Source organism: Lentilactobacillus buchneri (assembly GCF_018314255.1).
GTDB lineage: Bacteria > Bacillota > Bacilli > Lactobacillales > Lactobacillaceae > Lentilactobacillus > Lentilactobacillus buchneri.
In genome coordinates, this window is sequence record NZ_CP073066.1 from 2,079,860 (window position 1) to 2,093,322 (window position 13,463).

Sequence of the window (13,463 nt, forward strand, 5' to 3'; positions counted from 1 at the left end):
CCTTTCGAAAATTTATAATTGATTTTACCAAATTCCCTGAGAAGTTGGCGAGTTATTACCTGTCCTTTAACAAAAAATAAGTTTTGTTGTTAAATCAAGGGATCCACGCTACAATTATTAACAGATTACAGATAGGATGATTATTATGAGTTTTAAGATAGGCATGAAGGTCCATGGAACCGTCACTGGTATTCAACCCTATGGCGTATTCCTGGATATTGGTGAACATATGCAGGGGCTGATTCACATCTCTGAGTGTCAAACAGGATTCGTGGATGACCTCTATAAGATCTTTCGGGTTGGACAAACAGTTTCCGCGCTCATTATTGATATTGATGAGTATTCTGGCAAAATTAGTCTCTCCACTCGCAGCACTGATGTTAATCTTGAAATCCTTCGCCGGCCAAAAAGCTTTCGTCCGAAGAGAATTCACTACTGGACTGATTACCGATTGAATATCGGATTTACGTCACTTGCCAGGGCTAAAGGTGGTTGGATGAGGGATGCCCAGAACTTTTTTAGTTAGTTTGGAAGAAAGTTCTTGACCCAGCTTTCACAAATTGGTAGAATATTTTCTGTTGTCAATTATCCATTTGATCTGCCAGTGACAATTAACATTTGAAAAATCAGTTAAAAATCACTTGATTTCAAACCGGATATCTGATAATATTAAATAGTTGTCAAAAGCGAGAAACAAGCGCTTCCGACAACCAAGTAGACCTTTGAAAACTGAACAAAATTTTCGACAAACAAATGTGCAGGGCGTTTCAATTCTTCGGAATTGGAACCAAACATTTGCGAAGTCAATTCGTAAAACAAATAATAAATTTAAATCATGAGCTATCACAGGCTTATCATTTTAAACAATTTAAGATGAGAGTTTGATCCTGGCTCAGGACGAACGCTGGCGGCGTGCCTAATACATGCAAGTCGAACGCGTCTCTGTTGATGATTTTAGGTGCTTGCACTTGAAAGATTTAACATTGAGACGAGTGGCGAACTGGTGAGTAACACGTGGGTAACCTGCCCTTGAAGTAGGGGATAACACTTGGAAACAGGTGCTAATACCGTATAACAACCAAAACCACCTGGTTTTGGTTTAAAAGACGGCTTCGGCTGTCACTTTAGGATGGACCCGCGGCGTATTAGCTTGTTGGTAAGGTAACGGCCTACCAAGGCGATGATACGTAGCCGACCTGAGAGGGTAATCGGCCACATTGGGACTGAGACACGGCCCAAACTCCTACGGGAGGCAGCAGTAGGGAATCTTCCACAATGGACGAAAGTCTGATGGAGCAACGCCGCGTGAGTGATGAAGGGTTTCGGCTCGTAAAACTCTGTTGTTGGAGAAGAACAGGTGTCAGAGTAACTGTTGACATCTTGACGGTATCCAACCAGAAAGCCACGGCTAACTACGTGCCAGCAGCCGCGGTAATACGTAGGTGGCAAGCGTTGTCCGGATTTATTGGGCGTAAAGCGAGCGCAGGCGGTTTTTTAGGTCTGATGTGAAAGCCTTCGGCTTAACCGGAGAAGTGCATCGGAAACCGGGAGACTTGAGTGCAGAAGAGGACAGTGGAACTCCATGTGTAGCGGTGAAATGCGTAGATATATGGAAGAACACCAGTGGCGAAGGCGGCTGTCTGGTCTGTAACTGACGCTGAGGCTCGAAAGCATGGGTAGCGAACAGGATTAGATACCCTGGTAGTCCATGCCGTAAACGATGAGTGCTAAGTGTTGGAGGGTTTCCGCCCTTCAGTGCTGCAGCTAACGCATTAAGCACTCCGCCTGGGGAGTACGACCGCAAGGTTGAAACTCAAAGGAATTGACGGGGGCCCGCACAAGCGGTGGAGCATGTGGTTTAATTCGATGCTACGCGAAGAACCTTACCAGGTCTTGACATCTTCTGCCAACCTAAGAGATTAGGCGTTCCCTTCGGGGACAGAATGACAGGTGGTGCATGGTTGTCGTCAGCTCGTGTCGTGAGATGTTGGGTTAAGTCCCGCAACGAGCGCAACCCTTATTGTTAGTTGCCAGCATTCAGTTGGGCACTCTAGCAAGACTGCCGGTGACAAACCGGAGGAAGGTGGGGATGACGTCAAATCATCATGCCCCTTATGACCTGGGCTACACACGTGCTACAATGGACGGTACAACGAGTCGCGAAACCGCGAGGTCAAGCTAATCTCTTAAAGCCGTTCTCAGTTCGGATTGTAGGCTGCAACTCGCCTACATGAAGTTGGAATCGCTAGTAATCGTGGATCAGCATGCCACGGTGAATACGTTCCCGGGCCTTGTACACACCGCCCGTCACACCATGAGAGTTTGTAACACCCAAAGCCGGTGAGGTAACCTTCGGGGACCAGCCGTCTAAGGTGGGACAGATGATTAGGGTGAAGTCGTAACAAGGTAGCCGTAGGAGAACCTGCGGCTGGATCACCTCCTTTCTAAGGAAAAACGGAATCCTGCACATTGTCGAAAGTTTTGTTTAGTTTTGAGAGGTCTACTCTCAAAAGTGGTTACGCTTTTTGGGCCTATAGCTCAGCTGGTTAGAGCGCACGCCTGATAAGCGTGAGGTCGATGGTTCGAGTCCATTTAGGCCCATCCACGGCCTGATAGTTAGCTATCACCGGAGTAACATGGGGAATTAGCTCAGATGGGAGAGCACCTGCTTTGCAAGCAGGGGGTCAGCGGTTCGATCCCGCTATTCTCCATTGACACGAGAGTGTCAGACTTGGTTCTTTGAAAACTAGATAATATTAATTTTCTGTAATAATTTTTTGAAATTGTATTTATATAATTTCAACCGAGAACACCGCGTTATTTTGAGTTTGTTAACTAGAAAAAAATCGCAAATACTCAATTAACTTTGCATCACGTAGTGATGTACAGGTTAAGTTAAAAAGGGCGCATGGTGGATGCCTTGGCACTAGAAGCCGATGAAGGACGGGACTAACACCGATATGCTTCGGGGAGCTGTACGTAAGCTTTGATCCGGAGATTTCCGAATGGGGAAACCCAGCAGTTTTAATCGACTGTTACTATATAGTGAATTCATAGCTGTATAGAGGTAGACGTGGGGAACTGAAACATCTCAGTATCCACAGGAGCAGAAAGAAATTTTCGATTCCCTCAGTAGCGGCGAGCGAACGGGGAACAGCCCAAACCAATGAGCTTGCTCATTGGGGTTGTAGGACTGAACATTTGAGTTACCAAAGTTGTTGATAATCGAACAATCTGGGAAGGTTGGCGAAACAGGGTGATAGCCCCGTAGGTGAAATCAATGACCCTCAGTTCAGGATCCTGAGTACGGCGACACACGTGAAACGTCGTCGGAATCCGGGAGGACCATCTCCCAAGGCTAAATACTCTCTAGTGACCGATAGTGAACCAGTACCGTGAGGGAAAGGTGAAAAGCACCCCGGAAGGGGAGTGAAATAGTTCCTGAAACTATGTGCCTACAAGCAGTTAGAGCCCGTTAATGGGTGATAGCGTGCCTCTTGTAGAATGAACCGGCGAGTTACGGTAACATGCCAGGTTAAGGTTTAAAAGCCGGAGCCGCAGCGAAAGCGAGTCTGAAATGGGCGTTTTAGTATGTTGCTGTAGACCCGAAACCAGGTGATCTACCCATGTCCAGGGTGAAGGTGCGGTAAAACGCACTGGAGGCCCGAACCCGTGTACGTTGAAAAGTGCTGGGATGAGGTGTGGGTAGCGGTGAAATTCCAAACGAACTTGGAGATAGCTGGTTCTCTCCGAAATAGCTTTAGGGCTAGCCTCGGACGTAGAATCATGGAGGTAGAGCCACTGTTTGGATGAGGGGCCCGTCATGGGTTACTAAGTTCAGATAAACTCCGAATACCATTGATTTTTATCCGGGAGTCAGACGGTGAGTGATAAGATCCATCGTCAAAAGGGGAACAGCCCAGACCACCAGTTAAGGTCCCTAAATATATGCTAAGTGGAAAAGGATGTGGAGTTGCATAGACAACTAGGATGTTGGCTCAGAAGCAGCCACCATTTAAAGAGTGCGTAATAGCTCACTAGTCGAGTGATTCCGCGCCGAAAATTTACCGGGGCTAAGCATATTACCGAGACTGTGGACTTGACCTTCGGTCAAGTGATAGGAGAGCGTTCTAAGGGCAATGAAGCCAGACCGTAAGGACTGGTGGAGCGCTTAGAAGTGAGAATGCCGGTATGAGTAGCGAAAGATCAGTGAGAATCTGATCCACCGAATGACTAAGGTTTCCTGGGGAAGGCTCGTCCTCCCAGGGTTAGTCGGGACCTAAGCCGAGGCCGCAAGGCGTAGGCGATGGATAACAGGTTGAGATTCCTGTACTAGTTGATGATGTTTGAGCGATGGAGGGACGCAGGAGGCTAAGTTGTGCATCCAGTTGGAAAGGGATGTTCAAGCCACGAGTCAGTCAAAGAGTCAAATGCTTTTTGGCGGGTTGACAAGTGGTGATGAGGACCGAAATTTAAGTAGGGAAGCAACCAACGTCACACTGCCGAGAAAAGCTTCTAGTGAGTCATCAACTACCCGTACCGCAAACCGACACAGGTAGTCGAGGAGAGAATCCTCAGGTGAGCGAGTGAACTCTCGTTAAGGAACTCGGCAAAATGACCCCGTAACTTCGGAGAAGGGGTGCTGTGCGCAAGCACAGCCGCAGTGAAAAGGCCCAGGCGACTGTTTATCAAAAACACAGGTTTCTGCAAAATCGTAAGATGACGTATAGGGGCTGACGCCTGCCCGGTGCTGGAAGGTTAAGTGGATGAGTTAGCTTCGGCGAAGCCCAGAAATGAAGCCCCAGTAAACGGCGGCCGTAACTATAACGGTCCTAAGGTAGCGAAATTCCTTGTCGGGTAAGTTCCGACCCGCACGAAAGGCGTAACGATCTGGGCACTGTCTCAACGAGAGACTCGGTGAAATTAAGATACCTGTGAAGAAGCAGGTTACCCGCGACAGGACGGAAAGACCCCATGGAGCTTTACTGTAGCTTGATATTGGGTGTTGACACAGCTTGTACAGGATAGGTAGGAGCCATTGAAGCCGGAACGCTAGTTTCGGCAGAGGCGTTGGTGGGATACTACCCTCGCTGTGTGAACACTCTAACCCGCGCCACTCAGCGTGGCGGGAGACAGTGTCAGGTAGGCAGTTTGACTGGGGCGGTCGCCTCCCAAACAGTAACGGAGGCGCCCAAAGGTTCCCTCAGAATGGTTGGAAATCATTCAACGAGTGTAAAGGCAGAAGGGAGCTTGACTGCGAGACAGACAGGTCGAGCAGGGACGAAAGTCGGGCTTAGTGATCCGGTGGTACCGTATGGAAGGGCCATCGCTCAACGGATAAAAGCTACCCTGGGATAACAGGCTTATCTCCCCCAAGAGTCCACATCGACGGGGAGGTTTGGCACCTCGATGTCGGCTCATCGCATCCTGGGGCTGTAGTCGGTCCCAAGGGTTGGGCTGTTCGCCCATTAAAGCGGTACGCGAGCTGGGTTCAGAACGTCGTGAGACAGTTCGGTCCCTATCCGTCGCGGGCGTAGGAAATTTGAGAGGAGCTGTCCTTAGTACGAGAGGACCGGGATGGACATACCGCTGGTGTACCAGTTGCGCCGCCAGGCGCACCGCTGGGTAGCTACGTATGGATGAGATAAACGCTGAAAGCATCTAAGTGTGAAACTTACCTCAAGATGAGATTTCCCATTCCTATATGGAAGTAAGACCCCTGAGAGATGATCAGGTAGATAGGTTGGAAGTGGAAGTGCAGTGATGTACGGAGCGGACCAATACTAATCGGTCGAGGACTTAACCAAGTAGAAATGGTGTTCAAGGGCAGAAAATTAATATTAGCTAGTTTTGAGAGAACGAAGTTCTTTCAAGGAAAAATAGTGTGGTGGCGATAGCCAGAAGGATACACCTGTTCCCATGCCGAACACAGAAGTTAAGCTTCTGCACGCCAAGAGTAGTTGGGGGATCGCCCCCTGCGAGGGTAGGACGTTGCCACGCGATTATTCCGGCATAGCTCAGTTGGTAGAGCACCTGACTGTTAATCAGGTTGTCGACGGTTCGAGCCCGCCTGCCGGAGTTATTATTTTTAATGGAGAGTTGTCCGAGCTGGCCGAAGGAGCATCATTGGAAATGATGTAAACGGGTAAAAGCCTGTTTCAAGGGTTCGAATCCCTTACTCTCCGTAACCGAATAATAAGTTTATGACCCGTTGGTCAAGTGGTTAAGACACCGCCCTTTCACGGCGGTAACATGGGTTCAAATCCCGTACGGGTCATTATGGAGGATTAGCTCAGCTGGGAGAGCATCTGCCTTACAAGCAGGAGGTCACAGGTTCGATCCCTGTATCCTCCATTTCCATAGCAACATTGGTTCGTTGGTCTAGCTGGTTAGGACGCCTGCCTGTCACGCAGGAGATCACGAGTTCGAGTCTCGTACGAACCGTTGTTATGTATTTGAAAATTGAATGCACAACATAGGTATTATTATACTCAAGATGGTTAATGGCTCGGTAGCTCAGTCGGTAGAGCAATGCATTGAAGCTGCATGTGTCGGCAGTTCGATTCTGTCCCGCGCCATTCATGGAGGGGTAGCGAAGTCTGGCTAAACGCGGCGGACTGTAAATCCGCTCCTTCGGGTTCGGTGGTTCGAATCCACTCCCCTCCATCTTATAGGGATATAGTTTAATGGTAGAACTACGGTCTCCAAAACCGTCGGTGTGGGTTCAACTCCTACTATCCCTGTTAATAATACTATGGCGGTATTGGTGAAGTGGTTAACACATCGGTTTGTGGATCCGACACGCGTGGGTTCGATTCCCACATACCGCCTTTTGATTGGGTTATAGCCAAGTGGTAAGGCAACAGACTTTGACTCTGTCATGCGCTGGTTCGAATCCAGCTAACCCAGTTGGGTTAGCCAAAGTTATGGCGGTATAGCCAAGTGGTAAGGCAGAGGTCTGCAAAACCTTCATCGTCGGTTCGAATCCGATTACCGCCTTTTTCCATGTATTGGCCAATCAAATATTATTTTGCCGGAGTGGCGGAATTGGCAGACGCGCTGGACTCAAAATCCAGTGATCGTTGAGATCGTGTGGGTTCGAACCCCACCTCCGGTATCACTAACAAATATTAATAAAAAAGGAATCATTGAATATCAATCAATGATTCCTTTTTTATTGACTTGAAATTGAATCAAGAACAAAACCACAATTACCGATACATACCACAACCACGCTCAACACGAGGCTGTGATTGATGCGGCGTTGTACAATAATGAGTGACACCAACGGCACCCGTACACAGCGTTAAGGCGGATGCACATACAATTAAAAATTTCACGGACGTTCACCAACCTTCATAAGTTAATTTAGGATAGCATTCTACGTGATCATTTTAACATAGAGATCAATGCGAGTCATTACCAATCAATACCGGACCGATTAACGATAGTAGGATGTATTGGGTGAGGGAGGGTAAGAAAATTAGTGAGCCTCCATTACCATTGCCTCACTACCGTTTTTTTGTTTAAATAGGTCATCTATAAATAATCGGCGACAATTTTTAAAAGAAAAAGATTGAAGATTATCGTCTTCAATCCAAAGTTATCTTGATTCAGCTAGGGTCTAGCATATTGATTACCACGCGATGCTTGGGTTGCACCACTGGCATTTGCTTGAGAAACACTCTCGTAATGGTAATTATTGGGATTCTTGACCTCAGAATAATACTTGTCACTATCAGAAACAAATACCATTCCGGATCTAGCAATTGTCCAACCGCCATTTGTAGTTGTGGCTGTAGCACTCTGATGTGAATTGGAACTCCCAGTCGAAGTAGTTGAACGATGATGTGTATAAGCCATCGTCGAGCTGCGTCGGTGATATTGTTTGGCGTTGTTGCTGCCATCTTGGTAATTAATTCGGATACCTTCAGCGTCATTGATAACCACAACTTCCGTGTTCAAGGATTTATCTGATGATCGGACATCGACAATTGATCCACGGGGCATCGTTTCGCTTCCCTTGTACAGGGGAGTTGTTTGGTAATAAATAACGTGGTGAGTATTGGGGTTGTCTTCCCAGTAATTTTCCGCCGCTTCCTCTGTGGCCCGCATTCCACCATTTTGATCGGCGCCCACATTTTGCGGTCGGGTACCCGTTGTGAAATTGTAGTTTGATGTATATGATTTGGCCCCCAGCAAACTGTCACCAATCGAGTGGCTCCGATTATAAAGGTAGCCATGATAGGTCCGCCCCGTCAGTCCATAGGTAATTGATACCATTTTGTTTTCCGGCCAGGCAGGAGGTTCCAGTGGATCTCCTTGACGGCCGCCCTGGGACAGATGATATTCAGAATAAGTCAGCACTGCTCGGGCAGTCGCAGATCTGCCTTGGGCATCAGCTGAGAAATGATAGTCACCAGCTGCCAGCCCGGCAAAATGGCTAAAATGAGCTTTTCCAGTTGTCCAATAATAATCACCAGTCGGCCCGGCGGATTCCTTGTTGGTATAACTCACCAGCTTGTTCAAAATGGCTTGGTGCTGTTGGCTTGCCGACGCAGTTGAACTGTGGTGTGAATGAGTATGAACTTTTTTTGCTGATTGGGTGGCATGAGAACTACTGGTTGTAGCCACCTGCGATGCGTGATGATCGGCGGCCTGATGACTGCCACTGCCATCGCTGCAACCCGCCAAGCCGCCAGTTATGGCAATCAATATGACGGCTGTTAGCAGGATATGTTGATGTGATTTCACGTTGTGATCCCCCTCAAAAAATGTTTCGTTGACCAAATCAATCGGCCACATAAGTCGTAATACGATAAAATGCGAACAACTATTCATTTTTATTATACAGTTGAATCTCATCTGTTAACAGACGAACTGGAAGATCGATTTGGTTAAAGCTAGAATAAGGATCAAGAAACTTGAGCACTGATGGGGGACTTGCTTCTAGAGACCCCCATATGAGGATCCGAAAATGTCTGACGATCCTTTCGTAGTGTATGCCATTGAACGACACACTAAAATGTCAACTGACGATAAAAAAGCCCGTCACGAAATATTTCGGTTCTACAATATCTGTTGTTGGTAATAGATTTTTATCTATTACTGATGACAGATTTTTTGTTTATCATTAGAATAAAAAAGCGGACATCTCCCGTCCGTTAACTTGCTCCCACCACAGAATTAAGTCAAGAAAGGAAATGCCCTATGTCAAATGATACTACGAAAATGTTGTTAGGAATAGATGATGAACACTTAATAATTGAGGAAGGACAAGTGGGTGATGATGGAGTGATTCGATTGGTGGGGTCCCTAAACTACACCCCCAAGGCATGCCGCAATTGTGGGATTATCAATGATCACCAAATTATTGGCTATGGTTGGCGGAAGACCACCATTAGATTCGCAAAAACATTGGGCAGCACCGTTATCCTGTGTCTCAATCGGCGAAACTTTCACTGTAAGGCTTGTCATACCAATTTCCTGGCGCAGACGAATGCGGTGCCGAAACACTGCACGATTTCAAATACGACCCGCAAACAATGCTTAGAAAAACTGACCGAACCGGTTTCGCTCAAACACATTGCCGATGAGTTATCCACTTCGGATTCATTCGTTGGTCGGCAGCTCTTGCGCGCTGAACGGGACTTTCAAACCAACTGGCACTATTTACCAAAAGTTCTCCTCATGGACGAAGTTAAAAGCACTAAGAGCGCCACCGACGCGATGAGCTTTGAATTTATGGATGCGGAAACCCACGAATTGATCGACCTGTTACCCTTTAGGACCATCTATCAGCTTCAAAAGTATTTCCAGCATTACGACCAGGCTGCGCGAGAAAATGTGAAAATTATCGTCACCGATATGAACTATACCTATCCCAAATTGGTGGGGCAGATCTTTCCGAACGCCATCGTTGTCATCGATCCGTTCCACTTGGTTAACGCTTTAAATCGAGCTTTTAATAAGACGCGGGTGCGCCTCATGAAAACCCTGGCGACTTCCTCACGCGAGTATCACGCCCTAAAACGCTATTGGAAACTATTATTAACGCCGGAAAATCACCTCAACTACGAAGCTTTCCGTAAGTGGACAAACTTCCCTTATCCAGCGACTGCCACTGATGTGGTTGATGCTTTATTGGACATTGATCCCGAGCTCAAGCAAACTTACAACGTGATGAATCGGTTACGTGAAACCATCAAAAACCGTGATTGGCCCAACTATAATCAAGTATTCCATCACTTAGAGGGCTGCTCGGAAGAGATGTTGGCAACCCTCCAGACCCTAGCGACTCATCATGATGAAATTGGCAATACCTTTACTCACCATTACACCAACGGGCCCTTAGAAGGTTCAAACAACAAGATTAAAGTCATTAAACGCACTGGATTTGGTTACCGAAACTTCTTCAGATTCCGGCTAAGAGTGCTGTTCGCTTTTCGAGTTCATACAAAAAGAGCTCTAATCACCAAGTGATTAGAACTCCAATATTTTGTTCACCAACAACAGTTGACGAAGAACCAATATTTCGTAACGGGCTGATCAATTTAATCATCTAATCTATTAGACGTTCAAAATTTTATTCAAGAAATCCTGTAATCGTTCATTCTGCGGGTGTTCAAAAATTTGTTCTGGGGTACCTTCTTCAAGGATTTGACCGTCATCTACAAACACGACCCGGTCGGCTACTTCCTTGGCAAATCCCATTTCGTGGGTAACCACGACCATTGTCATTCCTTGCTTGGCTAAGTCCTTCATAACTGCCAGAACATCGCCAACCATTTCGGGATCCAGTGCTGAGGTTGGTTCATCAAACAACATGATGTCTGGGTTCATTGCCAATGCCCGCGCAATGGCGACTCGTTGCTGCTGACCACCGGACAATGATTGAACTGTCGCATCGAACTTCTCCTGTAAGCCAACGGTTTCCAGTAACTTTTTAGCCTGAACTGCTGCCTGGTCCTTGGTTTCCTTTTTGAGTTCGACAGGAGCCAACATAATGTTTTCACCAACGGATAAGTTTTTGAACAAATTGAAATGCTGGAACACCATACCAATATTTTCCCGTACCGCGTTAATATCAACATCATTTCTGGCAATGTCGACATTGTCAATAACGATCGATCCAGAAGTTGGTTCCTCCAACTTATTCAGGTTGCGGAGAAGGGTACTCTTTCCAGATCCTGAAGGGCCGATGATAACGACCACTTCATTTTTTTGAACCGTTAGATTGATGCCCTTGAGGACTTCATTGTCACCAAAGGTTTTGACTAAATTTGTGACTTTTACTTTTTCGCTCATACCTTAGTTCTCCTTTGTACCCAATTTGATAACCAAGTTAATACAGTAATAATAATCAGATAAATTGCGGCAACGATTGTCCAGACTTTGAATCCTTCCAAGTTTCTCGCAATAATAATTTTACCGGTCTGGGTCAATTCAAGCAAACCAATAATTGATAGGATTGACGTATCCTTCAAAGTAATAATGAATTGGTTAATAAACGACGGCACCATAATTCGAATCCCTTGTGGCAGGATAACTTTACGCATGGCTTTTCCAAACGGGAGCCCCAAACTTCTCGAGGCTTCCATTTGTCCGGGATCGACGGCTTGAATGCCGCCTTTGACAAACGCGGCGATATACGCACCTTCGTTAAAGGTCAGCGTCACGACCCCGGCGACAAAGGCAGGAATTTTTTGCCCCGTCAAACTCGGAATTCCAGTATAAATGAACAGTGCCAAAACCAGCAGGGGCATTCCCCTAAACAGGTAAATCAACGTTGTCGAAGTTCCCTGACTGAATTTGTTAGGCACCACGCCCATCAATCCAACCAAAACACCGAAGATGGTTGCAAAGAAGATTGATACCACTGTCAGCCAAAGGGTTTCTTGCAGCCCTGACCATAGGGCACCTTTATTTTGCTTAATTAAGCCGATAAACGTCCGGTCTTCGGCGCTGTTGCCAGATGTCTTGGCAGCTGTCTTAATCTCATCAGCACCCAAATATTTGGCCTTAATGCTATCATATGTGCCGCTGGCCTTCAGATCTGCCAGTCCTTGGTTAAACGCCTGCAGAAGTGCTTGGTTATGACCTTTTTTAACCGCAAAGCCATATGGTGCATTTAATGCGGGCTTGGTGACAATCTTCAACTTGGTTCCTTGCTTGATTGCGTATTGCATAACTGGATGATCTTCAAAACAGGCAACTGAATTCCCGGTTGAGACATCTTGATACATATTGTTGGAATCATCGAATGTAACCACTTTAAAGCCGTATTTCTTTTTGATACTATTGGCATAATCGGCACCCGAGGTTCCGGTTTTAACCGCAACCCGTTTACCTTTCAACTCTGACAATTTATGAATCTTGCTGTTCTTAGCAACAGCCATGACAACTCCAGAATTGAAGTACGGTTTGGAAAAGTCAAACTGAGCTTTCCGTTCGTTGGTGATTGACATTCCGGCAATCACACCATCCGCTTGACCAGACTCAACAGCTTGGACGGCCGCGTTGAATCCCAGGGCTTTAATTTTGACTTTAAAGCCTTGTTCGTTGGCAATAGCTCGAATTAAATCCATGTCAATTCCGACGTATTTGTTATTCTTGTTGGCAAATTCAAACGGGGGAAAGGTAACATCAGTTCCAATAACGAAAGTTTTGCCTTTTACTTTGGAATTATTTGCGTTTCCCAGATACTTACCGACAATTTTGTCGTAAGTCCCATTCGCTTGAATCTTTTTCAGGCCGGCATTGAATTTCTTAATTAATGCCTTGTGAGTGCCCTTTTTAACACCAAACCCATACCAACCTTGGTTAGCAGGCTTGCTGGCAATTTGAAGCTTTAAACCGTGTTTAATGCCATACTGGAGAACGGGTTGGTCGTCGAAACAAGCAACCGAGTTGCCGGTCGTGACGTCTTGATACATATTATCCGAATCATCGAACGTCACGGTCTTAAACCCATACTTCTTCTTCAAACTATTGGCATAATCCGCAGCGGCCGTTCCGGTTTTGAGAGCTACTTTTTTACCCTTAAGTTGTTTGAAACTGGTGATGTCACTGCCTTTTTTGACGGCCATGACCGCACCGGTCTTATAGTAGGGTGTTCCGAAATCAAACTTATCTTTTCGTTCCGGGGTGATCGTCATCCCGGCAATAATTCCGTCAAGCTGGCCGGATTGAACGGATTGCACCGCCGCGTTAAATCCAACCGGCTTAACATTGACTTTAAAGCCTTCCTCTTTGGCAATTGACTTGATAATGTCAATATCGATTCCGACGTATTTATTTTCCTTGTTGGCAAATTCAAATGGGGGATAAGTAACATCTGTCCCGATTTGGTACGTCTTAGCTTGTGCTTCGCTGCCTGGTAGCGCCAGACAGAACAAGATCGTGGCAAAAGCTGCCAGCAATCCGAAAGCCGTTAACACTTTGCGCTTCATGAATTATTCCTC

5 protein-coding genes, 14 tRNA genes and 3 rRNA genes are annotated in these 13,463 nt (G+C 46.4%); 19 read left to right on the forward strand and 3 right to left on the reverse strand.

The genetic code is table 11. The annotated features are described in order from the left end of the window. The first annotated feature begins 145 nt into the window (after window positions 1–145). From KE627_RS09875 to KE627_RS09960, 18 genes are all read left to right on the forward strand, one after another. Window positions 146–526 (forward strand): CvfD/Ygs/GSP13 family RNA-binding post-transcriptional regulator, encoded by a 381-nt coding sequence (locus KE627_RS09875; RefSeq protein ID WP_013727597.1) that lies wholly within the window; start codon window positions 146–148, stop codon window positions 524–526. Window positions 527–869: 343 nt separating this feature from the next. Further along, window positions 870–2,444 (forward strand): 16S ribosomal RNA (locus KE627_RS09880). An 83-nt stretch (window positions 2,445–2,527) separates the two neighbouring features. Beyond that, window positions 2,528–2,601, forward strand: a tRNA-Ile gene (locus KE627_RS09885). A 37-nt stretch (window positions 2,602–2,638) separates the two neighbouring features. Further along, a tRNA-Ala gene (locus tag KE627_RS09890) sits at window positions 2,639–2,711 on the forward strand. A 177-nt stretch (window positions 2,712–2,888) separates the two neighbouring features. Further along, window positions 2,889–5,807, forward strand: a 23S ribosomal RNA gene (locus KE627_RS09895). Between the two features lie 76 nt (window positions 5,808–5,883). Further along, window positions 5,884–6,000 (forward strand): 5S ribosomal RNA (gene rrf / locus KE627_RS09900). The 16S, 23S and 5S rRNA genes sit together here with 14 tRNA genes alongside, the layout of an rRNA operon. 6 nt (window positions 6,001–6,006) lie before the next feature. After that, window positions 6,007–6,079, forward strand: a tRNA-Asn gene (locus KE627_RS09905). Window positions 6,080–6,093: 14 nt separating this feature from the next. Beyond that, a tRNA-Ser gene (locus tag KE627_RS09910) sits at window positions 6,094–6,185 on the forward strand. 20 nt (window positions 6,186–6,205) lie between these two features. Beyond that, window positions 6,206–6,277 (forward strand) — tRNA-Glu (locus KE627_RS09915). A 4-nt stretch (window positions 6,278–6,281) separates the two neighbouring features. After that, window positions 6,282–6,354, forward strand: a tRNA-Val gene (locus KE627_RS09920). 16 nt (window positions 6,355–6,370) lie between these two features. Further along, a tRNA-Asp gene (locus KE627_RS09925) sits at window positions 6,371–6,444 on the forward strand. Window positions 6,445–6,505: 61 nt separating this feature from the next. Next, window positions 6,506–6,578, forward strand: a tRNA-Phe gene (locus KE627_RS09930). A gap of 5 nt (window positions 6,579–6,583) precedes the next feature. After that, window positions 6,584–6,666 (forward strand) — tRNA-Tyr (locus KE627_RS09935). Between the two features lie 6 nt (window positions 6,667–6,672). Next, a tRNA-Trp gene (locus KE627_RS09940) sits at window positions 6,673–6,743 on the forward strand. A gap of 14 nt (window positions 6,744–6,757) precedes the next feature. Further along, a tRNA-His gene (locus tag KE627_RS09945) sits at window positions 6,758–6,830 on the forward strand. A 7-nt stretch (window positions 6,831–6,837) separates the two neighbouring features. Beyond that, window positions 6,838–6,909: transfer RNA gene (locus KE627_RS09950), tRNA-Gln, on the forward strand. 19 nt (window positions 6,910–6,928) lie between these two features. Beyond that, window positions 6,929–6,999: transfer RNA gene (locus tag KE627_RS09955), tRNA-Cys, on the forward strand. Window positions 7,000–7,032: 33 nt separating this feature from the next. After that, window positions 7,033–7,117: transfer RNA gene (locus KE627_RS09960), tRNA-Leu, on the forward strand. A gap of 500 nt (window positions 7,118–7,617) precedes the next feature. On the opposite strand, the gene KE627_RS09965 is transcribed toward KE627_RS09960, so the two are convergent. Further along, window positions 7,618–8,754, reverse strand: a complete 1,137-nt coding sequence (locus KE627_RS09965) for a DNA/RNA non-specific endonuclease (protein WP_013727598.1) — start codon at window positions 8,752–8,754, stop codon at window positions 7,618–7,620. A 456-nt stretch (window positions 8,755–9,210) separates the two neighbouring features. Between KE627_RS09965 and KE627_RS09970 the strand changes: the two genes are divergently transcribed. Then, the gene (locus tag KE627_RS09970) at window positions 9,211–10,482 is read left to right on the forward strand and encodes an ISL3 family transposase (RefSeq protein WP_035181568.1); all 1,272 of its coding nucleotides are present in this window, start codon (window positions 9,211–9,213) and stop codon (window positions 10,480–10,482) included. Window positions 10,483–10,569: 87 nt separating this feature from the next. Here KE627_RS09970 and KE627_RS09975 read toward each other — a convergent pair whose 3' ends face one another. Further along, the gene (locus tag KE627_RS09975) at window positions 10,570–11,307 is read right to left on the reverse strand and encodes an amino acid ABC transporter ATP-binding protein (protein ID WP_013727600.1); all 738 of its coding nucleotides are present in this window, start codon (window positions 11,305–11,307) and stop codon (window positions 10,570–10,572) included. Then, a complete protein-coding gene (locus tag KE627_RS09980; protein ID WP_133286493.1) occupies window positions 11,304–13,451 on the reverse strand; it encodes an amino acid ABC transporter substrate-binding protein/permease in 2,148 nt (715 codons plus the stop codon). Before KE627_RS09980 ends, KE627_RS09975 begins: the two co-directional genes overlap by 4 nt. Window positions 13,452–13,463 lie beyond the last annotated feature (12 nt).